The following is a 19,336-nucleotide window of genomic DNA, read 5'->3' as shown; positions in this document are numbered from 1 at the left end:
AGGTCAAGCGACGGCTACGACGTCGAGAATCCGCTGGACCACTCGGTCCTGGTCAATGCCAGCAGCTTCGGCTTCAAAGGACAGGATGATGCGGTGACGCAACACGTCAAACAGCACCGCTTGAATGTCTTCCGGGCTGACAAAGTCGCGACCGGCCAGCCAGGCGTGAGCGCGGGCGCAACGGTCCAGCGCAATCGAACCACGCGGGCTGGCGCCGTAGGCGATCCACTCGGCCATCTCCGGGTCGAATTTGGCCGGCGTGCGCGTGGCCATGACCAGTTGCACCAGGTATTCCTCCACGGCGTCGGCCATGTACAAACCGAGGATTTCCTTGCGCGCGGCGAAGATCGCCTGCTGGCTGACCCGGCGCTCAGGCTTGGTTTCGCCGTTGAGGGCTTCGCCACGGGCCTGTTGCAGGATGCGGCGTTCGACGGCGGCGTCCGGGAAACCGATTTTTACGTGCATCAGGAAACGGTCGAGTTGGGCTTCGGGCAGCGGGTAGGTGCCTTCCTGCTCAATCGGGTTTTGCGTGGCCATCACCAGAAACAGCGGCGACAACTCGTAAGTGCTGCGCCCGACGCTGACTTGACGCTCGGCCATGGCTTCGAGCAGGGCTGACTGAACCTTGGCCGGGGCACGGTTGATTTCGTCCGCCAGCACCAGGTTGTGGAAGATCGGCCCTTGCTGGAACACGAAGCTGCCGGTTTCCGGGCGATAGACTGGTGCCGGTGATGTCGGCCGGCAACAGGTCGGGGGTGAACTGGATGCGATGGAACTGCGCTTCGATGCCTTCGGCGAGTTCTTTGATGGCCTTGGTCTTGGCCAAGCCCGGGGCGCCCTCGACCAGCATGTGGCCGTCGGCGAGCAAGGCGATGAGCAAACGCTCGATGAGTTTTTCCTGGCCGAGAATCTGCGTTGAAAGAAAGGTTCGCAGCGCAAGCAGCGCTTCACGATGTTCCATCGATGACTGTTCCTGGAAAGGGTGACCGAAGACGTTCAAATAACGCCAGGGCTGGGGGCGTTACTTTAATGCATCGCGGGGGGTGGCGACTAACGGCATTTTGCGCAAACTGCGGGAAAGGGCTGGGGGAATTGTTTGAAATTTGTAGGTGGGAGGAGCGGTGGTGTTCTTTCGGACCTCATCGCGAGCAAGCTCGCTCCCACAGTTGATGGTGTTCTGTCAGACACATCCGATCCACTGTGGGAGCGAGCTTGCTCGCGATGAGGCCGGTTCAGGCACCCGAGTTACTGAAGCTTAGAGCTCGCTTATATAGGTGCCAGTCCCCTTGAGAATGTTCTGCAAGGTTTCTTCCACTTCCGCCAGGTCACTGGCATCGGTGTTGTGAATGATTTCCAAAGAATCATCGCCATTCAGCGCATCGGCATCGCCAGCGGCGATTTCGATCAACAGGCGGGTAGGGCTGAGGGTGACTTTCACCCCGTCCAGAGTCGATGGCTCGCCGTCGAGGGTGATGTCCAGCGCGTCCTCGTCCGGGTAGCGGGTCATCAGGAACATGTCGCCCTGATCGCTGTGGCAGCAGAGCATGGCCATGTTGTCTTCTTCGTCATCGCACGGGTTGACGATCAAGAGGGCGGTGGTCATTTGCATGGGTAATTCCTGGCCGACGAGCATTGTGAAGACGAACAAAGGGCGATTCTGCCACCCCCGGAGAAATTCTGCTGCAACACCTGCGGCTGACGCTTGGAAAACCCCGCTTTGTATTATCAGATCGATGAATGTCCTACTCGCCTAACGCCGCGCCCGATGAATGAAGCAAGTTTTTTCTTCGGGACATTTCCCGTCGAACTTTGTGAAATTTCCGTCGCGGATGTAGGGCGTTTTACAGCGGTGAAAATAACGTGTGCCGTCGGCTTTTTTACTTGTCCCGATTGAATTCATTACCTTACTTTGCGGTTTAGAACGCAATGGAGTGCGAAGACAACCACGAAAAAAAGGACCTCTTTCAATGAGTCACTATTTGGAGCGGGCAGATGAGATCAAGCACTTGTCTGAAGAGCAGGTCGAGCAACTGTATCAGCGCTACCTGAGCGGTGAGAAAATTGCTGAACTGTTGGCGGCGTTCGGTCTTCCCTCGACAGTCCGCAGCGTGCTGAAAATCTTGCCGCCGATTGTCAGCAAAGACCTGTCATGCCCCTATTGCGACCTGCCCATGTGGGTTCGTCGGCACGCCAGAGGCACCCCTGCCTCAATCCACGATCCGTTCAAATGCGTACGATGCGAGCACCGTTACTATGTGCCCGGCAACTATGGACGACGCACACTTTGTATGTGCGCTGAGTGTTACAAGGTCCGCCAGCAGGAAATTGCGGCTCAGGCGCAACGCGACCGCTGTGAACTGGAGCAGTGTTATGGCACACAACGGCCACCCGTATCCTATGCAGCACTGGGATTCGTCCAGAAGCTGGCACTGCTCGCCTTGCTGGATGACGGCAGCAGCGCCGGTGCCGACCGCATTTCCGCGCTCAAGGCTGGAACCCGGAGCGAATACTTGGCACTCAACGACGAGACCAGCGCAGACTTGGTGAAGAACCTGTTCGAGTCGGGTGTGTTGCTGGTCGATCCTGATTCAGACATCAAGGCCTTCGACCGAACGGCCGGCTATCGGATTAGCGATTTCTGCGCCGTGCAATGGTTGCCGAATGTTGCAGTGGATAGCGGCGTACATTGCGCCCGCGATGCACTGTATCTGGCGCTATATCAAGAACTGTCCGGCAGCGTACAGCCCACCTGGAAAAGCGAACTGTACGCTTTGATGTTCAGCCTGGCCCGGGATGAATCTATCCAGTACATCCGCGTGCTTGCCAACGAGGTGAGCTTCGCCTTCACCGCTGAAAGTCGAGCGGAGGCGGTAGTCGGGCAGCTTTTGCAGAACTTCTCGGTGAGCCACATCTACTACTTCGCGCGTCTGGCAGTAAAAAATGCCGCGCATTTCTACCAGACCGGTAATTCCAAGGGCCGCGCCCATGCGTCCAACACCATTCCGGGCAATATGTTGGGGACGGCGCAGGATGCCCTGGCGCGTAACTGGCGTAAAACGGCTTGTCGTGATTCGCGAGTCCCGCAATCGGCCTTGCATCGCTTACTGTATGACGTCGTGCTCAAGGACAGCGGTGCCGGTTTTTCCAAGTCGCCGGGCATTTACTGGCGTGATGAGCTGGTGCCGCAGTTTTTCGCCGGGGCGACGTTCGGGACGGATTTGACAGGACACCTGCAGCTGTTCTGCCGTGAGTGCGATTCAAGCAACATAGACGCCAGCATGGACAAACTGACGGTGAAAATGCTGTGTTACGACTGTGCCACCGTGAGCAGATTTCAAGCCATTGAAGACTTGATCGACTGATCCGGTCACGCTTCCTTCAGAAAGCTCGGAAAACGTCCATGGTCAGTCCTTTGGTCATGGGCGTCGTCGTTTTCGGGCTTTAGCAGGGCTGCAAGTGAGCATTTGCTGCGCCGGGCAACCCATTTTGCCCCGTGACTGCTAGTGTTGTCCGATGCACAAGGCGCAAGCTGCGTGCCGATGACCGAATATGTCGCAGCACCGCAAGCAGGCACGTTGTCGCACTCGTTAAGCTGCGCATCGAATGGATACCCGTAAAGGCATTGTGCAATTCATCGTACAGTCGCTTTTGCCGATACCCATTCTTGGAAGGTGAATGTGACCTGAGTGTCTCGTCCAGCTTCACCCACCTGTCTCCCTGTTTCCTCTGCCCGAGAATCAGGAACAGGGTGACGGATCGCCCCGAAAGGGGTTTTGCACGCGACGCTTCCATCAATAACAAGCCCAAGCGGAGTACCACAGATGGCGTTCTTCACCGCAGCCAGCAAAGCCGACTTCCAGCACCAACTGCAAGCGGCACTGGCGCAGCACATCAGTGAACAGGCACTGCCACAAGTGGCGCTGTTTGCTGAACAATTTTTCGGCATCATTTCCCTCGACGAGCTGACTCAACGTCGGTTGTCCGACCTCGCCGGCTGCACCCTTTCTGCGTGGCGCCTGCTTGAGCGCTTCGATCACGCGCAACCACAAGTGCGCGTCTACAACCCTGATTACGAACGCCACGGCTGGCAGTCGACCCACACTGCGGTCGAAGTGCTGCACCACGATTTGCCATTCCTCGTGGACTCGGTGCGTACCGAGCTGAACCGTCGCGGCTACAGCATCCATACCTTGCAAACCACTGTGCTGAGCGTGCGTCGCGGCAGCAAGGGTGAGCTGCTGGAAATCCTGCCGAAGGGCACCCATGGCGAAGGCATTCTGCAAGAATCGCTGATGTACCTGGAAATCGACCGTTGCGCCAACGCGGCCGAGCTCAATGTACTGAGCAAAGAGCTGGAACAGGTTCTCGGTGAAGTCCGCGTTGCGGTCGCCGATTTCGAACCAATGAAAGCCAAGGTTCAGGAAATCCTGACCGGCCTGGACAACAGCCAGTTCAAAGTCGATGGCGAAGAAAAAGCCGAAATCAAAAGCTTCCTGGAATGGCTGGTGGGCAACCACTTCACGTTCCTGGGCTATGAAGAATTCGTGGTCAGCGACCAGGCCGACGGCGGCCACATCGAGTACGACCAGAACTCCTTCCTCGGCCTGACCAAACTGCTGCGTACCGGCCTGACCTACGATGACCTGCGCATCGAAGACTACGCCGTGAACTACCTGCGCGAACCGACCCTGCTGTCGTTCGCCAAGGCTGCGCACCCAAGCCGCGTACACCGTCCGGCTTACCCGGACTACGTGTCGATCCGCGAGATCGACGCCGACGGCAAGGTCATCAAGGAATGCCGCTTCATGGGCCTTTACACCTCCTCGGTGTATGGCGAGAGCGTGCGGGTCATTCCGACATCCGCCGCAAGGTCGAGAAATCGAACGCCGTTCCGGCTTCCAGGCCAAGGCTCACTTGGGCAAGGAACTGGCGCAGGTCGTCGAAGTACTGCCGCGTGACGATCTGTTCCAGACGCCGGTCGACGAGCTGTTCAGCACCGTGATGTCGATTGTGCAGATCCAGGAACGCAACAAGATCCGCGTGTTCCTGCGCAAAGACCCGTACGGTCGTTTCTGCTACTGCCTGGCCTACGTGCCGCGCGACATCTACTCCACCGAAGTGCGCCAGAAGATCCAGCAAGTGCTGATGGATCGCCTGAAAGCCTCGGATTGCGAGTTCTGGACCTTCTTCTCCGAGTCCGTGCTGGCCCGTGTACAACTGATTCTGCGGGTTGACCCGAAGAACCGTCTGGACATCGACCCGGTTCTGCTGGAAAAAGAAGTGGTTCAAGCCTGCCGCAGCTGGCAGGACGACTACGCCAGCCTGGTCGTGGAAAGCTTCGGCGAAGCCCACGGCACCAACGTGCTGGCGGACTTCCCGAAAGGCTTCCCGGCCGGTTACCGCGAGCGCTTCGCTGCGCACTCGGCCGTGGTCGACATGCAACACCTGCTGAGCCTGAACGAAAAGAACCCGCTGGTGATGAGCTTCTATCAGCCGCTGGGTCAGGTCTCCGGTCAGCGCGAACTGCATTGCAAGCTGTACCACGCCGACACGCCGCTGGCGTTGTCCGACGTCTTGCCGATCCTGGAAAACCTCGGCCTGCGCGTGCTGGGTGAGTTCCCGTATCGCCTGCGTCACAACAATGGCCGCGAGTTCTGGATTCACGATTTCGCGTTCACCGCTGCCGAAGGCCTGGAACTCGACATCCAGCAGCTCAACGACACCTTGCAGGACGCGTTCGTCCACATCGTGCGTGGCGATGCCGAAAACGATGCGTTCAACCGTCTGGTACTGACCGCCGGCCTGCCATGGCGCGACGTTGCGCTGCTGCGTGCCTACGCCCGTTACATGAAGCAGATTCGTCTGGGCTTCGACCTGGGCTACATCGCCAGCACCCTGAACAACCACACCGACATCGCTCGTGAGTTGACCCGGTTGTTCAAGACCCGTTTCTACCTGGCGCGCAAACTGGCCAGCGACGATCTGGAAGACAAGCAGCAACGTCTGGAACAAGCCATCGTCACCGCCCTGGACGACGTCCAGGTGCTCAACGAAGACCGCATCCTGCGTCGCTACCTGGACCTGATCAAGGCCACCCTGCGCACCAACTTCTACCAGACCGATGCGCACGGCCATAACAAGTCTTACTTCAGCTTCAAGTTCAACCCGCACCAGATTCCTGAGCTGCCGAAGCCAGTACCGAAGTTCGAAATCTTCGTTTACTCGCCTCGCGTTGAAGGTGTGCACCTGCGCTTCGGTAACGTGGCTCGTGGCGGCCTGCGCTGGTCCGACCGTGAAGAAGACTACCGCACCGAAGTGTTGGGCCTGGTAAAAGCCCAGCAAGTGAAGAACTCGGTCATCGTGCCTGTGGGCGCGAAGGGCGGCTTCCTGCCGCGTCGCCTGCCATTGGGCGGCGGTCGGGACGAGATCGCGGCCGAGGGCATCGCCTGCTACCGCATCTTCATCTCGGGCCTGTTGGACATCACCGACAACCTGAAGGACGGCGCACTGGTGCCGCCGGTCGAACGTCGTGCGTCACGACGACAACGACTCCTACCTCGTGGTCGCCGCGGACAAGGGCACCGCCACGTTCTCCGACATCGCCAACGGCCTCTCCGCCGACTACGGCTTCTGGCTCGGCGACGCCTTCGCCTCCGGCGGCTCGATCGGCTACGACCACAAGGCCATGGGCATCACGGCCACGCGGCGCCTGGGTTGGCGTACAGCGTCACTTCCGCGAGCGCGGCATCAATGTTCAGAAAGACAGCATTACCGTTGTCGGCGTCGGCGACATGGCCGGTGACGTATTCGGTAACGGCTTGTTGATGTCCGAGACCCTGCAACTGGTCGCGGCCTTCAACCACCTGCACATCTTCATCGATCCGAATCCGCAACCGGCTAACAGCTTCGTCGAGCGTCAGCGCTTGTTCGATCTGCCGCGTTCGGCGTGGTCGGATTACGACACCAGCATCATGTCCGAAGGCGGTGGGATCTTCTCCCGCAGCGCGAAAAGCATCGCGATTTCCCCGCAGATGAAAGAGCGCTTCGACATTCAGGCTGACAAGCTGACCCCGACCGAACTGCTGAACGCCTTGCTCAAGGCACCGGTAGACCTGTTGTGGAACGGCGGTATCGGCACGTACGTCAAAGCCAGCACCGAAAGCCACGCCGATGTCGGCGACAAGGCCAACGATGCGCTGCGCGTGAACGGCAACGAACTGCGCTGCAAAGTTGTGGGCGAGGGCGGTAACCTCGGTATGACCCAATTGGGTCGTGTCGAATTCGGCCTCAATGGCGGCGGTTCCAACACCGACTGCGATCGACAACTCCGCCGGCGTGGACTGCTCCGACCACGAAGTAAACATCAAGATCCTGCTGAACGAAGTGGTTCAGGCCGGTGACATGACCGAGAAGCAACGTAACCAGTTGCTTGGCAGCATGACTGACGAAGTCGGCGGCCTGGTCCTGGGCAACAACTACAAGCAGACTCAGGCACTGTCCCTGGCCGCCCGTCGCGCCTTGCCGCGGATTGCCGAATACAAGCGCCTGATGAACGATCTGGAAAGCCGTGGCAAGCTGGATCGCGCCATCGAGTTCCTGCCGGCGGAAGAGGCTATCAACGAGCGCGTTGCGGCAGGCCATGGCCTGACCCGTGCCGAGCTGTCGGTGCTGATCTCCTACAGCAAGATCGACCTCAAAGAAGCGCTGCTCAACTCGCAAGTGCCGGACGACGATTACCTGACCCGCGACATGGAAACCGCTTTCCCGCCGATGCTGGTGAGCAAGTTCTCCGAAGCAATGCGTCGTCACCGTCTGAAGCGCGAGATCGTCAGCACCCAGATCGCCAACGATCTGGTGAACCACATGGGCATCACCTTCGTTCAACGACTCAAAGAGTCGACCGGCATGAGCCCGGCGAACGTGGCCGGCGCTTATGTGATCGTGCGTGACATCTTCCACCTCCCGCACTGGTTCCGTCAGATCGAAGCCCTGGACTACCAGGTTTCCGCTGACGTCCAACTGGAGCTGATGGACGAGCTGATGCGTCTGGGCCGTCGCGCTACGCGCTGGTTCCTGCGTAGCCGTCGCAACGAGCAGAATGCTGCCCGTGACGTCGCGCACTTCGGTCCACATCTGGCAGCGCTGGGCCTCAAGCTCGACGAACTGCTGGAAGGCCCGACCCGCGAAGGCTGGCAGACCCGTTATCAGGCTTACGTTGCGGCTGGCGTACCTGAATTGCTGGCGCGCATGGTTGCAGGCACCACTCACCTGTACACCTTGCTGCCGATCATCGAAGCAGCCGACGTGACTGGCCAGAACGCAGCAGACGTCGCGAAGGCTTACTTCGCTGTCGGCAGCGCTCTGGATATCACCTGGTACCTGCAACAGATCAGCGCCCTGCCGGTTGAAAACAACTGGCAGGCCTTGGCCCGTGAAGCGTTCCGCGATGATGTGGACTGGCAGCAACGTGCGATCACCATCTCCGTCCTGCAACAGGGCGACGGCACCCAGGACGTGGAAACACGCCTGGCGCTGTGGATGGAAGAGCACGAAGGCATGATCGAGCGCTGGCGCGCCATGCTGGTGGAAATCCGTGCCGCGAGCGGCACTGACTACGCCATGTATGCAGTCGCCAACCGCGAACTGCTGGACCTGGCGTTGAGCGGTCAGGCGGTAGTGCCTGTCGCTGCTGCCCTTGAGCTGGAACCGGCGGCCTGATTTAGGCGCTGAATGAAAAAGCCCCTGTATCGAGAGATGCGGGGGCTTTTTTTGCCAGAGGGTTTTGGGGTGGCTGGTCGGGCCCTATCGCGAGCAAGCTCGCTCCCACAGGGGATCTCTGTCTTATGCACAATTTATGTACACCAAAGTCAACTGTGGGAGCGAGCTTGCTCGCGATGAGGCCATCCGCCTCAATACAACTTCTGATCCGTGCTATTGCTGATCATCGACACATTAGTTGTCGGTCTGGTCAGTAAATTACTGAGCGACTGGTCAAACTTCTGCAGCGCCCGAACTTGCACATCCTGTTGCTGGTTAATATCCGCCACAATCTCTTCGCTGCGATTAAAGTCGGCCCATACAGGACTCAATGATTTAGCGTCATGGCCCTGGGCAGTCCCGATGTAATTGAACTTCGAATCATAGAAGCTCGCGCTGACATCCACCTTGATATCCGAACTGCGTGAAGTCATCAATTGGCTGTGGGTATCGACAATGGCAACCACGTCGGGTCTGGCAGCCCGCAGGCTTTGCATGTCCGGATAGACCGTCACCGAACCGAACTGGCGCTGCAACGAGGCCTTGACGCCATCCACGGCAAAGTCCGGGTTGGATGTCTTGACGTAGGCGTCGTGGATCGGCTGATCCAGCAGGCTCTGGCCGAAACCGGTGCCGGCGTTGGCCTGGTAGTTGCGCAGGTAATCGCGGTTGGCCTGGGTGCTCGGGCTGTAGAGGATGCCCAGCGACACCGTTCTGCCGCTGGCGACGCTTGCGGCACTGGAGCGAGTGACCGGCATATCGAGCGAGGAGACCGCTTTGGGTGCAGTGGGAATGGAGCATCCGGTTAACAGCGCTGCGACAGCTAACGTACTAACAAGCACAAGTTTCATGTTGTATCTCCAGTGAAACAGCGTGAAGCGAACGTTTAAGTATTGCCGGTATCGACCGGCGATGAACTTAGACTAAACCTGTATTCACTGAATGGAACCTGTCTGTGCGTACACTTGTTGAGTGAGTCATAGTTTTGTTTGATGTAAACGATTCAAGCTAATTGCGAGCAGTCATAAAAAGGTCCGAATTGTACATTCGGGCCAGTTTATTTATGGCTGATGTAACAGCCATCAGTTATTCAAAGGGATCAACACTTTCTCGTCCGGCGATAACACCATGAACACCAACAGTTTGGCCGGTTGGGTTGCACTGGCGTTTTTCGAGATCAAATGCTCGGAGCCCGCCGGTTCATACCAGTACTCGCCAGTCTTGTAGGTGATCGCCTTCTGGCCTTTGACCTGAGAGGTGATTTGCCCCGAGAGCACATACGCCATGGCCGTGCCGTCATGTTTATGGGCGATGGACGATTGGCCGGGTTTGTAGTCCACCTCAATCATCATGGCTTTTTTGCCAGGCACGTTTTGCAGCAGTTCATCCTGCAGCACGGTGACCTTTTCCGAAGGGTCGTGGGCGAAGGCCGAAGCGGAAACGGTCAGGGCCAGGGCGGCGAGTAAACTCAGAACTTTCATGGTTGATCACCTGGGGTGGTTAGTCGTCAGGGACCACAGTAAGCCGAGGGTCGAGGCAAGAAAACGGCCAATTTTCGGGAAGGTGAGGGGACCAATTGAAGTGGTCTGAGCACAAAGTTGGGTCGACAATACAGACGCCATCGCGAGCAAGCTCGCTCCCACATTTGATCGCATTCCACTGTAGGAACTCGATCATCTGTGGGAGCGGGCTTGCTCGCGAAGGCATCGGAAGGTTTTACACGATCGGAAAGCTGTTGAAGTCGACGGAATTGGCCAATCGGCTGTCGATCAACCCAATAAACCCCTGCACTTCAGGGCAGTTGAAATGCGATTGCATGGCCGCTTCCGATTGCCAGCGGGCGCTGACGTTCCAGCGGTTGCTGTCCTCGGGGCAGCGGTCGACCATATAGGAATCACAGCCCGGAAGTTCGCGCAGGGTTTCGACAATCTTTTGCAGTTGCTTGCCCAGTTCTTCCGAGCGGCCGGCGGCGGCCTGCACCTGTACGGTGTTGATCACTTCGTTGGACATTACTCACACTCCTGAATCAGGCCGGACGAATCCTGCTCATTGAGGGATAACGCATTTGCAGAATAGGCCTGCACTGGGGGGCCGCCAATAGCCAATCGCCGGATAAACTCCCACACCAATGTGTCAGGCGACCTGCTGCAAAATGTCCCTTAAACGGTCTAGCGCGGTGTCGATGTCCAGGGTTTCGATGGCGCCGAAACCCATGAGCAGCCCGGCGCGCGGCGCTTGCTGATAGAAAAAGCCTTCAATGGAATAGAGCCCGACTTCGACTTTTCTGGCCAGTGCGATGACCAGTGCAGTGTCGATCGGCACTTTGCACAGCACTACCATGTGAAACCCGGCGACGGTCGGCACGGCCTCAAACCACGGTGAAAGATCACCGGTCATTCGCGTCAGGATCCGCTCGCGGCGCCCGGCGTAGATCGTGTGGCATCGACGGATGTGCTTGAGCAGGCAGCCTTCGGCAATGAACTTGGCCAGTGCCCATTGCGGCAGGGTCGAGGTGTGCAGGTCGGTAAGCTGCTTGGCGCGGATCACCGCTTCAAGGATCGCCGGCGGCAGGATCGTATAACCGAGCCGCAACTCCGGCAGCAGGGTTTTCGAGAACGTGCCAACGTAAGCAACCATGCCGCGCTCGTCCATGCTTTGCAGCGAATCGGTCGGTCGGCCTTCATAGCGGAATTCGCTGTCGTAATCGTCCTCGATGATGATCGCGCCCAGCTCATGCGCCCTTGCCAGCAGGGCGATCCGACGCGTCTGGCTCATCGGCATGCCCAGCGGGAACTGGTGCGACGGTGTGACGTAAATCAGTCGCGTGCCATCCGGGATCAACTCGACTTGAATCCCTTCGGCGTCCACCGGCACCCCGACCACTGTGGCGCCGTGGCTGCCGAACAGCAGACGCGCGGGTGGATAACCGGGGTCTTCCATCGCCACCAGGCTACCGGGTTGAATCAGCACTCGGGCAATCAGGTCCAGGGCCTGCTGCGCACCGTTGCACACCACCACGTCTTCGTCTTGGCAATTGACCCCGCGGGAAAACGCGATGTGCCGGGCAATCGCATTGCGCAGCGCCGGCAATCCTTCGGGCAGGCTGTAAAAGCCCTTGGCCCCGGCCATCTGCCGCAAGGCGTGAGAGGTGCAGCGCCGCCAATCGTCCTGAGGGAATTGGCCCTTGCTGGTGGCGCCACCGATAAAGTCGTAGCGCAGCGAACCTTCCAGTGTCGGGTGGCGCAGGAACACCGGCAAGTTTCGCCAGGACTCGATGACTTCGGCACTGGCCAGTTCCGAATGGCTCTGCTTGCGCTGGATTTTCGCCGGCCGCGCATTGACGTACGTGCCTTTGCCGGTCACCCCGGTGAGGAAGTTTTCGTAGGTCAGTTGCGAGTACGTGTCGGAAATGGTCTTGCGTGAAATCCCCAGCTGTTCCGCCAGCAAACGACTGGGCGGTAGTTGCGTGCCCGCTGCCAGGCGGCCGGTTTCGATGGCACTGCGCAGTTGTTGGTACAACTGGCCTGCCAGGTCTTTGCGGCCGTTGATCACAACATGAAGTTCCATACCGGCGGGGCTCCTGGGGCGGTGACGCGACTGTGGGTCGCGCCAGATTACCCCCATTGCGCCGTCGCATAGAAGTTGCGCAGGCGAAAAGCGCCGGATTGGTCTGCTGGCGGGTGGTCCATGGGTTTTTCGTTGAATTGGATCTGTAATGCCGATCTATCAGCGCCTAACGTGGAAACACCCATCTGCGCTCTGAGGTCCTTCCATGAATCCGCGTCTGGACTACTACAGCGCGTCGCCCAAAGCGATGAAAGCCATGATCGCCATGGAAGCGTTGACCGGCAACCTGAGCATCGAACCGGCCTTGCTGCACCTGATCAAAATCCGCGCCTCGCAACTCAACGGCTGTGCGTTCTGTACCGACATGCACTCGGTGGATGCCCGGCGTTTGGGGGAGACGGATCGGCGTCTGTATTCGGTCGTGGTCTGGCGCGACAGCAACTTCTTCAACCCTCGGGAACGGGCGGCGTTGGCCTGGACTGAAGCGGTGACGCTGCTCTCTGAAAGCCATGTGCCGGATGATGTTTACACTCAGGCGCGAGAGCAGTTCAGTGAAGGTGAACTGGTTGATTTGACCATTGCCGTGACCACCATCAATAGCTGGAATAGGCTGGCCGTCAGCTTCCGCCAAACCCCCAGTGACTGAAACTTGCGATATCCCTGTGGGAGCGAGCTTGCTCGCGAATGCGCACTGTCAGCCACATCAATACTGAATGACCCACCGCATTCGCGAGCAGGCTCCCACAGTGGATGGGTGTCCCGTGTCAAAGTGGCAGAACGGTCTATGCTTCACGACGCGCCACAGGCGGCGCTCGCTCACTCAATCCAAGGATGAACCACATGACCCAATTGATCAGCCACGTATCGCCGCAATCCCTGACCGACGTGCTGCAAGCCGCCGGTTACCGGGTCAACCAGACCGAACAGAACGGCATCGTGCAACTGCTCAGTGCCAGCCAGGGCATCGGCTACGCCGTGCGTTTCGGCAACCCGGCAACAGAGCAGGGCAGCTACGTCGACTTCACCTTCAGCTGTGCGTTGCGCGTGCAAGGCGAATTGCCGGCCGGGCTGGCGGAACTGTGGAATGCCTCGCGACGGTTTGCCCGGTTATCGGTGCAAGGGGAATTCCTGGTGATGGAAATGGACGTGGTGGTGGCTGCGGGGGTGAGTGCCGAACACCTGAAGGGCAATCTGGAATTGTGGGATCGCTTGCTGCAGGAGTTCATCGTTTACCTGCGTGAATACAGCCAGAACGCCGCGCAATTACAGGCGCAGGCGGATACCGTCGAGGCGGCGGCAGACGAGGTTCCGGCACTGTAACCAGGCAGGGTGAAGGACTCCGACCAATGTGTGCGGGCTTGTTCGCGAAGATGTCATCACATTCCGCGATGATGTTGGCTGAACCATCGCTTTTGCGGGCAAGCCTCCCTCCTACAGGGGGAGCACATGCTTTAAACCAAACAAAGATCGACAGGGAGTCATCGATGTCATTCATAGAGTCCACGGGACGCCAGGGCACTACCGATTACCGTTCACCGCCGCATACGCCTGGTCCCTGGCTGGCGCTCGCTGCCGGGATCGAGGACGAGGTCGCACAGTACTTCATGGTCAGTGCCCGGTGCGGCTGTTTCATGCAGGCTGCGCGTAGTCTCAATGTCCGGGCGACGCTGCTGCGCAAGCAGCTGGCGCAACTGGAGGAGCGTTTGCAACGTTCACTGTTCAGCTTCCAGGGCAGCGCCCTGACCCTCAGCCGCGACGGTCAGCAGTTGCACGAGCAATTGACTGCTCTGGCGCATGAACGCAAGTTGCCGGTGGTCGAACAGCGTTCGATTCGCCTGGCCGTGGCGGAGTCGTTGCTGCATGACATCCTCGGCCGGGACCTGGTGGCGCTGCTGCGCCGCAACGCCAGCATTCGCCTGGAGATCATCTCGCTGGACAGTGAACTCGCCCTGCAAACCATCAGCGCCGACGTGGTGCTGTGGCTGGCGGCCGGGGATTCGCCGCTGCCCGGCCCGACATTCGCCACCAGTGAACCGCAGCACCTCGCTCAACTGAACTACTTGCCGCACATCGCCAAGCGATATTCCCGGGTCACGTCCCGGCCGGATAGCGTCGATGACCTGGCGGATTTCATGTTGGTGCAATGGCAGCATGAACGTCAGATCGAGAGTTTTCGGCCCTGGAACAATTTGGTGGAGCAACGCCTGGCGGGGGTGGTGACGTTGCAGTCCTATGAATTGATGCTCGACATGATCCGGTGCAGCGCCTGCATTGGCCTGCTGCCCGGTTACATGAGCCGCTACGATCGTAGCCTTGTTGCGTTGCCGGGGTTGTTCAGCGAACCGATGCAGCATCAGGTATGGCTGGCTGTGAATACTGACTCCGGCGAAGAGGCTGAAGTGCAGATGCTTGCGCAACTGATCCGCAACACCTTCGCCGAGCGGCGGGAGTGGTTCCAATCCTGAGTTGAACGCAGACCCCCTGCAGGAGCTGCCGAAGGGGATTGGGGATTCAGTTAATCCGGCGGCTCCAGCACCTGTCGATAATTTCTCAACCCCTGCGGTGTCTCGCGGGCCACGGGGCTTGGCGCCCCTCAGTGAGCACGGGTGTACAAGACAAATCCGGCCTCGCTTACTAGATTTATCCTTTCGATATTCGCTTGGAAAACCGGCCTGTTGCGCCCCACGCAACGCTGTGTTGCGCAGCGACCTGATTTTGCCAACGGCAACCTTTACGTAACGTGAGGCGTCGAGCAGCAACACCGCGCGTCTCGGCATGCGCAATGGCCCGGAGCGAGTTGAGCCGCACTGAAATAGCACAAGACGCAAGGGGTAGAGGATGGAGCGCAGGACACTTTATGGCGCAGGGCTGTTGGTCGTGGTGGCCGGTCTGGCCTTTTGTGGCGTGATGATGTGGCGGCCGGCCATCGCACCGCTGACGCAGCCAGCAGTCAGTGATGCGGTCAGTGCCAGCCGAGGCGCACGAGTGGTCGAGCAAGGTGATTGTGCCGTTTGCCATACGCGCCCCGGAGGTGCCTACATGGCCGGCAGCTTGCCGCTGGTGACGCCGTTCGGCACGTTGTACACCACCAATATCACGCCGGATGGCGACACCGGTATCGGCCGCTGGTCTGAAGCCGCCTTCACTCGGGCCATGCGCAAAGGCATTGCGCGGGATGGACACTTTCTCTATCCGGCATTCCCTTACGTGCACTACAGCAAAATGACTGATCGAGACATCAGCGATGCTTATGCGTTTCTCATGAGCGTCGACCCGGTGCGATCCGTTGCGCCGGACAATCACATGATGTTCCCGATGAATTTCCGCCCGTTGGTGTCTTTCTGGAACCTGCTGTTCCTGCACGGCGACCCGCCGCAGGACGATCCCGCGCAGTCGGCGACCTGGAACCGCGTGAGCGTTATCTGGTGGAGGGCGCCGGGCATTGTGCCTCGTGCCATTCGCCACTCAACCTGATCGGCGGCGAGAAGGGCAGCGAGCTGTTCAACGGTGGCATCGTCGATGGCTGGCACGCTCCGACACTGAAAGGAATGGCCACAGCCGCGAACCCGTGGACTCAGATGCAGTTGGTCGCGTACCTGCGCGGCGAAGTCGCCAGTGAGCATGGCGGTGCGGCGGGGCCGATGCTCCCCGTGAGCCTGAGTCTGGCGCAAGTACCGATCAGCGACGTCCAGGCTATCGCTGATTACCTCTTGAGTTTGCAGCGCACCGTCGATGGACCGCCGGCGCCGCCTTGCCAGGCACTGAAGCCCGCAGCGCCGCTTGCCAGTGAAGGCGCCGCCATTTTCGCCGGGGCCTGTGCCAGTTGCCACGGTGACGGTGCGCCTATGCGGGCTGTCGATGGCCGCCCCGGCCTGGCAATGACTTCGGCATTGCAGGCGGACGACCCGCGCAACCTGATCAAGACCGTGCTCGAAGGCATCCCGCTGTCCACGGGCACCTCCAGCCATTACATGCCTGCTTTTGCCGACAGCCTGGACGACCAGCAACTCGTTGCCCTCGCGCAGTATCTGCGCACTCAAAGCTGCGCGGGCAGGCCGTGGGCCAATCTGGACAAAACCGTCACAACTATTCGCAGCGAAGGCGAGCCGAAATGATTACCTTGAACGTCAACGGCCAGGATCATCGCTTGGACATCGATCCAGACATGCCGCTGCTTTACGCGCTGCGCAATCACCTGGAACTCAACGGCGCCAAATATGGCTGCGGCCTGGGGCAGTGTGGGGCTTGTACGGTGATGCTCGGCGACAAACCGGTGTTTTCGTGTCTGGTGCCGGCGGTGGTCGCGTCGGGGAAACCGGTGCGTACGGTCGAAAGCCTCGGCAGTGCCGACCAGCCCGGCCCGTTGCAGAAAGCCTTTATCGAGCAGCAAGCGGCGCAGTGCGGTTACTGCATCGCCGGGATGATTGTGCGTGCCCAGGCCTTGCTGGAGGTGAATCCGACGCCGGATGAGCAACAGATTCGCGAACACATGGCGCCGAACCTGTGCCGTTGTGGCACTCATGTGCGGATCCTCGCGGCAATCAAATCCGTGGTCGCCAGCGGAGTGAAGCTATGAAAATCATCGTGGATGGCATGGATCAGAGTCGACGTTCATTCCTCATCAACGGCGCACTGGTGGTGGGTTTCGCCTTGGTGCCGGGGGCTCGCCATGCTTTTGCCGACACCGAGGTCGACACCCTCGGGACCACAGTGCTGGCGCCGGATCTGCCGGGCAGCTTGAAGACCAATCCTTATCTGGATGCCTGGATTCGCATCGATGCGCGCGATGGCATTACCGTCTACACCGGCAAGGTCGAGCTGGGCACCGGGGTCAAAACGGCGCTGTTGCAAATTGCGGCCGAACGGCTGGATGTCGCGCCTGGCTCGATTCGTTTTCTGACCGCGGACACGGCGCTGACGCCTAACGAGGGCTACACCGCCGGGAGTCACTCGATCTTCGACAGTGGTACGGCATTGTTCAATGCCGCTGCTCAGGTGCGTCAGCTGCTACTGGAGTCGGCAGCGCGACAATGGAAGCAGGAGGTCGGTGATCTTCGCACCAGCGATGCGTTGATCCATGGCACCGGCGGACTGTCGATGAGCTACGTGCAAGCGGTGGCGGGGGTGCAATTGCACCGTTACGCGATTGCCGATTCGCCGCTCAAGAGCGCCGATACGTTCACTCAGATCGGCCATTCGCTGCCGCGGATCGATATCCCGGGCAAGGTCAGCGGTGGTGCCAGTTATGTGCAGGACATGCGACTGCCCGGCATGGTGCACGCCCGAGTGATTCGTCCGCCGAGACGCGGCGCCCAGTTACTGGAACTTGATCAGGGCGCCATTGAGCAGATGCCGGGGGTTATCAAACTGGTGCGTAATGGCAGCTACCTGGCGGTGGTCGCACAAGATGAGTGGCAGGCGATCAAAGCCATGCGTTCCGGTTACGCCAGTGCGCGCTGGACCGAGGGCAATCCGTTGCCGGACTCACAACACATCCATGAACTGTTGACCCAACTGCCGGCACGACGTTATCCGGTGAGCAACAAAGGCGCCGTCAGTCAGTCGGCCGGGCATCAATACAAGGCGCGGGTGACCAAGCAATACCTGATGCACGGCTCCATTGGCCCCTCCTGTTCGCTGGCCTTGTTCGAGGCTGGCGGGTTGACGGTCTGGACCCACACCCAAGGCGTTTACCCGTTGCGCGCCGGCATCGCCGAACTGCTCGGCCTGCCGCTTGAAAAGGTCCGTTGTATTCATGTCGAAGGAGCGGGCTGCTACGGGCATAACGGTGCTGACGATGCCGCCGCTGATGCCGCGTTGATCGCGATGGCCATGCCGGGTAAACCGGTGCGGGTGCAATGGATGCGCGAGCAGGAAAATCTCTGGGAACCCTACAGTTCTGCGATGCTGACCGAACTCGACGCCGGGCTGGACGCCCAGGGGAAATTGCAGAACTGGACGTACGAACTCTGGACCACCCCCACAACGAACGCATCGTCAATGCCGGGCGTTTGTTGCCGGCATGGCTGTTGGCAAAACCCTTCGCACCGGCGCCCTCGGTGCCTATTGCTCAACCTGAAGGGGATGGCGATCGCAACGCAGTGCCGCTTTACGACATCCCTAACAGCCAGATCAACATGAACTTCCTGCTGAAAATGCCTTTCCGGACCTCGGCAATGCGCTCCCTGGGCGCGCACATCAATGTGTTCGCGATCGAAGCCGCCGTTGATGAACTGGCCGCACGCTCGCAACAGGATCCGTTGCAATTTCGCTTGCAGCATTTGACTGATCCTCGGGCCCAGGCGGTGATCTTGCGGGTCGCAAAGGAATTCGGCTGGCCGCACAAGGCTCCAGGACCGGGGAGCGGCATCGGCTTCGCGTTCGCCCGGTACAAGAACATCATGGGCTACTGCGCGATAGCCGTGCAGTTGCATGTGCAGCGACAGACCGGTGAAGTGGTGATCGATCGGGTGGTGACCGCAGTGGATGTCGGGCAAATCGTCAGCCCGGACGGCCTGCGTAATCAGGTGGAAGGCGGGATCATCCAGTCGGCCAGTTGGACGCTGTACGAGCAGGTCGAATACGACCCGCAAGGTGTGCGCAGTTATGACTGGAGTGGTTACCCGATCATCCGTTTCCCGGCGCTGCCTCGGCAGGTCGAAGTGCACCTGCTTGACCAACCGGGTGAGGCATTCCTCGGCGCCGCAGAAATTGTCCAGGGCCCGATGGCTGCGGCGTTGGGCAATGCCATGGCGAACGCCACGGGCCAGCGGCTGCTGCACCTGCCACTGGCGCGCAAGGGCTGGCATGAGGTATTGCGCGCCGACAGTTCGCGTGTGTAACCAATGTGGGAGCTGGCTTGCTTGCGATGGCGGAGTGTCAGTCGACATTGATGTGGGATGTGAAACCGCTTTCGCGAGCAAGCCCGCTCCCACAGTAGATTGGCGCCGTCCGCAAATTCCGCGTACACCGCAGCTCCTCTGTAGGAGCAAAGCTTGCTCGCGAAGACGTC

14 protein-coding genes and 4 pseudogenes are annotated in these 19,336 nt (G+C 59.5%); 12 read left to right on the top strand and 6 right to left on the bottom strand.

All coding sequences use genetic code 11. The annotated features are described in order from the left end of the window. Positions 1-3: 3 nt before the first annotated feature. A pseudogene (locus tag RHM58_RS27535) lies at positions 4-961 on the bottom strand (AAA family ATPase). A 294-nt stretch (positions 962-1,255) separates the two neighbouring features. Further along, entirely contained in the window at positions 1,256-1,609 is a 354-nt protein-coding gene (locus RHM58_RS27530; protein WP_201257564.1) for a hypothetical protein, read from the bottom strand. A gap of 253 nt (positions 1,610-1,862) precedes the next feature. Between RHM58_RS27530 and RHM58_RS27525 the strand changes: the two genes are divergently transcribed. From RHM58_RS27525 to RHM58_RS34180, 5 genes and pseudogenes are all read left to right on the top strand, one after another. Further along, positions 1,863-3,362: a hypothetical protein gene (locus tag RHM58_RS27525; protein WP_322268765.1), complete on the top strand. Its 1,500-nt coding sequence runs from the start codon at positions 1,863-1,865 to the stop codon at positions 3,360-3,362. A 459-nt stretch (positions 3,363-3,821) separates the two neighbouring features. After that, positions 3,822-4,958, top strand: a complete 1,137-nt coding sequence (locus RHM58_RS34195; protein ID WP_416195280.1) for a hypothetical protein — start codon at positions 3,822-3,824, stop codon at positions 4,956-4,958. Next, a pseudogene (locus RHM58_RS34190) lies at positions 4,915-6,465 on the top strand (NAD-glutamate dehydrogenase domain-containing protein); the annotation flags it as partial. The gene RHM58_RS34195 and the pseudogene RHM58_RS34190, both read left to right, overlap by 44 nt. Before the next feature lie 64 nt (positions 6,466-6,529). After that, positions 6,530-7,400: pseudogene (locus RHM58_RS34185) on the top strand (NAD-glutamate dehydrogenase domain-containing protein). After that, complete coding sequence (locus RHM58_RS34180) at positions 7,291-8,718, top strand: NAD-glutamate dehydrogenase domain-containing protein (protein ID WP_416195279.1); 1,428 nt, start codon at positions 7,291-7,293, stop codon at positions 8,716-8,718. Before RHM58_RS34185 ends, RHM58_RS34180 begins: the two are co-directional and overlap by 110 nt. Before the next feature lie 191 nt (positions 8,719-8,909). Here RHM58_RS34180 and RHM58_RS27515 read toward each other — a convergent pair whose 3' ends face one another. From RHM58_RS27515 to RHM58_RS27500, 4 genes are all read right to left on the bottom strand, one after another. Next, the gene (locus RHM58_RS27515) at positions 8,910-9,608 is read right to left on the bottom strand and encodes an ATPase (protein ID WP_201257563.1); all 699 of its coding nucleotides are present in this window, start codon (positions 9,606-9,608) and stop codon (positions 8,910-8,912) included. 231 nt (positions 9,609-9,839) lie between these two features. Continuing rightward, on the bottom strand, positions 9,840-10,238 hold the full coding sequence (locus RHM58_RS27510) for a cupin domain-containing protein (RefSeq protein ID WP_201203057.1): 399 nt from the start codon (positions 10,236-10,238) through the stop codon (positions 9,840-9,842). A 235-nt stretch (positions 10,239-10,473) separates the two neighbouring features. Further along, a complete protein-coding gene (locus tag RHM58_RS27505; RefSeq protein WP_201203058.1) occupies positions 10,474-10,767 on the bottom strand; it encodes a putative quinol monooxygenase in 294 nt (97 codons plus the stop codon). Positions 10,768-10,890: 123 nt separating this feature from the next. Beyond that, positions 10,891-12,324, bottom strand: coding sequence for a PLP-dependent aminotransferase family protein (locus RHM58_RS27500; RefSeq protein ID WP_322268764.1), 1,434 nt, complete (start codon positions 12,322-12,324; stop codon positions 10,891-10,893). Between the two features lie 205 nt (positions 12,325-12,529). On the opposite strand from RHM58_RS27500, the gene RHM58_RS27495 reads away from it, so the two are divergent. The 7 genes and pseudogenes from RHM58_RS27495 to RHM58_RS27470 all read left to right on the top strand — a co-directional run bounded on the left by RHM58_RS27495 (position 12,530) and on the right by RHM58_RS27470 (position 19,166). Continuing rightward, positions 12,530-12,970: a carboxymuconolactone decarboxylase family protein gene (locus RHM58_RS27495; RefSeq protein WP_201203067.1), complete on the top strand. Its 441-nt coding sequence runs from the start codon at positions 12,530-12,532 to the stop codon at positions 12,968-12,970. Between the two features lie 194 nt (positions 12,971-13,164). Then, positions 13,165-13,644 (top strand): YbjN domain-containing protein, encoded by a 480-nt coding sequence (locus RHM58_RS27490; RefSeq protein ID WP_201204136.1) that lies wholly within the window; start codon positions 13,165-13,167, stop codon positions 13,642-13,644. Between the two features lie 164 nt (positions 13,645-13,808). Further along, on the top strand, positions 13,809-14,789 hold the full coding sequence (locus tag RHM58_RS27485; protein WP_322268763.1) for a LysR family transcriptional regulator: 981 nt from the start codon (positions 13,809-13,811) through the stop codon (positions 14,787-14,789). Between the two features lie 373 nt (positions 14,790-15,162). Next, positions 15,163-15,798 carry a c-type cytochrome gene (locus tag RHM58_RS34175; protein WP_416195278.1) on the top strand — a complete coding sequence of 212 codons (636 nt, stop codon included), beginning with the start codon at positions 15,163-15,165 and terminating at the stop codon, positions 15,796-15,798. Next, the gene (locus tag RHM58_RS34170) at positions 15,750-16,439 is read left to right on the top strand and encodes a c-type cytochrome (protein WP_416195277.1); all 690 of its coding nucleotides are present in this window, start codon (positions 15,750-15,752) and stop codon (positions 16,437-16,439) included. Before RHM58_RS34175 ends, RHM58_RS34170 begins: the two co-directional genes overlap by 49 nt. Continuing rightward, on the top strand, positions 16,436-16,900 hold the full coding sequence (locus RHM58_RS27475; RefSeq protein ID WP_201257560.1) for a (2Fe-2S)-binding protein: 465 nt from the start codon (positions 16,436-16,438) through the stop codon (positions 16,898-16,900). Before RHM58_RS34170 ends, RHM58_RS27475 begins: the two co-directional genes overlap by 4 nt. Next, a pseudogene (locus RHM58_RS27470) lies at positions 16,897-19,166 on the top strand (molybdopterin cofactor-binding domain-containing protein). The gene RHM58_RS27475 and the pseudogene RHM58_RS27470 overlap by 4 nt, the downstream one beginning before the upstream one ends. The last annotated feature ends 170 nt before the right edge of the window (positions 19,167-19,336 follow it).

The organism is Pseudomonas sp. 10S4, from assembly GCF_034344865.1.
GTDB lineage: Bacteria > Pseudomonadota > Gammaproteobacteria > Pseudomonadales > Pseudomonadaceae > Aquipseudomonas.
This window is presented reverse-complemented; position numbering and strand designations above follow the sequence as displayed.

Coding starts and splice junctions, on each gene's coding strand:
- RHM58_RS27530 (WP_201257564.1), bottom strand. CDS start 1,609: ATGCAAATGACCACCGCCCTCTTGATCGTCAACCCGTGCGATGACGAA.
- RHM58_RS34195 (WP_416195280.1), top strand. CDS start 3,822: ATGGCGTTCTTCACCGCAGCCAGCAAAGCCGACTTCCAGCACCAACTG.
- RHM58_RS34180 (WP_416195279.1), top strand. CDS start 7,291: ATGGCGGCGGTTCCAACACCGACTGCGATCGACAACTCCGCCGGCGTG.
- RHM58_RS27515 (WP_201257563.1), bottom strand. CDS start 9,608: ATGAAACTTGTGCTTGTTAGTACGTTAGCTGTCGCAGCGCTGTTAACC.
- RHM58_RS27510 (WP_201203057.1), bottom strand. CDS start 10,238: ATGAAAGTTCTGAGTTTACTCGCCGCCCTGGCCCTGACCGTTTCCGCT.
- RHM58_RS27505 (WP_201203058.1), bottom strand. CDS start 10,767: ATGTCCAACGAAGTGATCAACACCGTACAGGTGCAGGCCGCCGCCGGC.
- RHM58_RS27500 (WP_322268764.1), bottom strand. CDS start 12,324: ATGGAACTTCATGTTGTGATCAACGGCCGCAAAGACCTGGCAGGCCAG.
- RHM58_RS27495 (WP_201203067.1), top strand. CDS start 12,530: ATGAATCCGCGTCTGGACTACTACAGCGCGTCGCCCAAAGCGATGAAA.
- RHM58_RS27490 (WP_201204136.1), top strand. CDS start 13,165: ATGACCCAATTGATCAGCCACGTATCGCCGCAATCCCTGACCGACGTG.
- RHM58_RS27485 (WP_322268763.1), top strand. CDS start 13,809: ATGTCATTCATAGAGTCCACGGGACGCCAGGGCACTACCGATTACCGT.
- RHM58_RS34175 (WP_416195278.1), top strand. CDS start 15,163: ATGGAGCGCAGGACACTTTATGGCGCAGGGCTGTTGGTCGTGGTGGCC.
- RHM58_RS27475 (WP_201257560.1), top strand. CDS start 16,436: ATGATTACCTTGAACGTCAACGGCCAGGATCATCGCTTGGACATCGAT.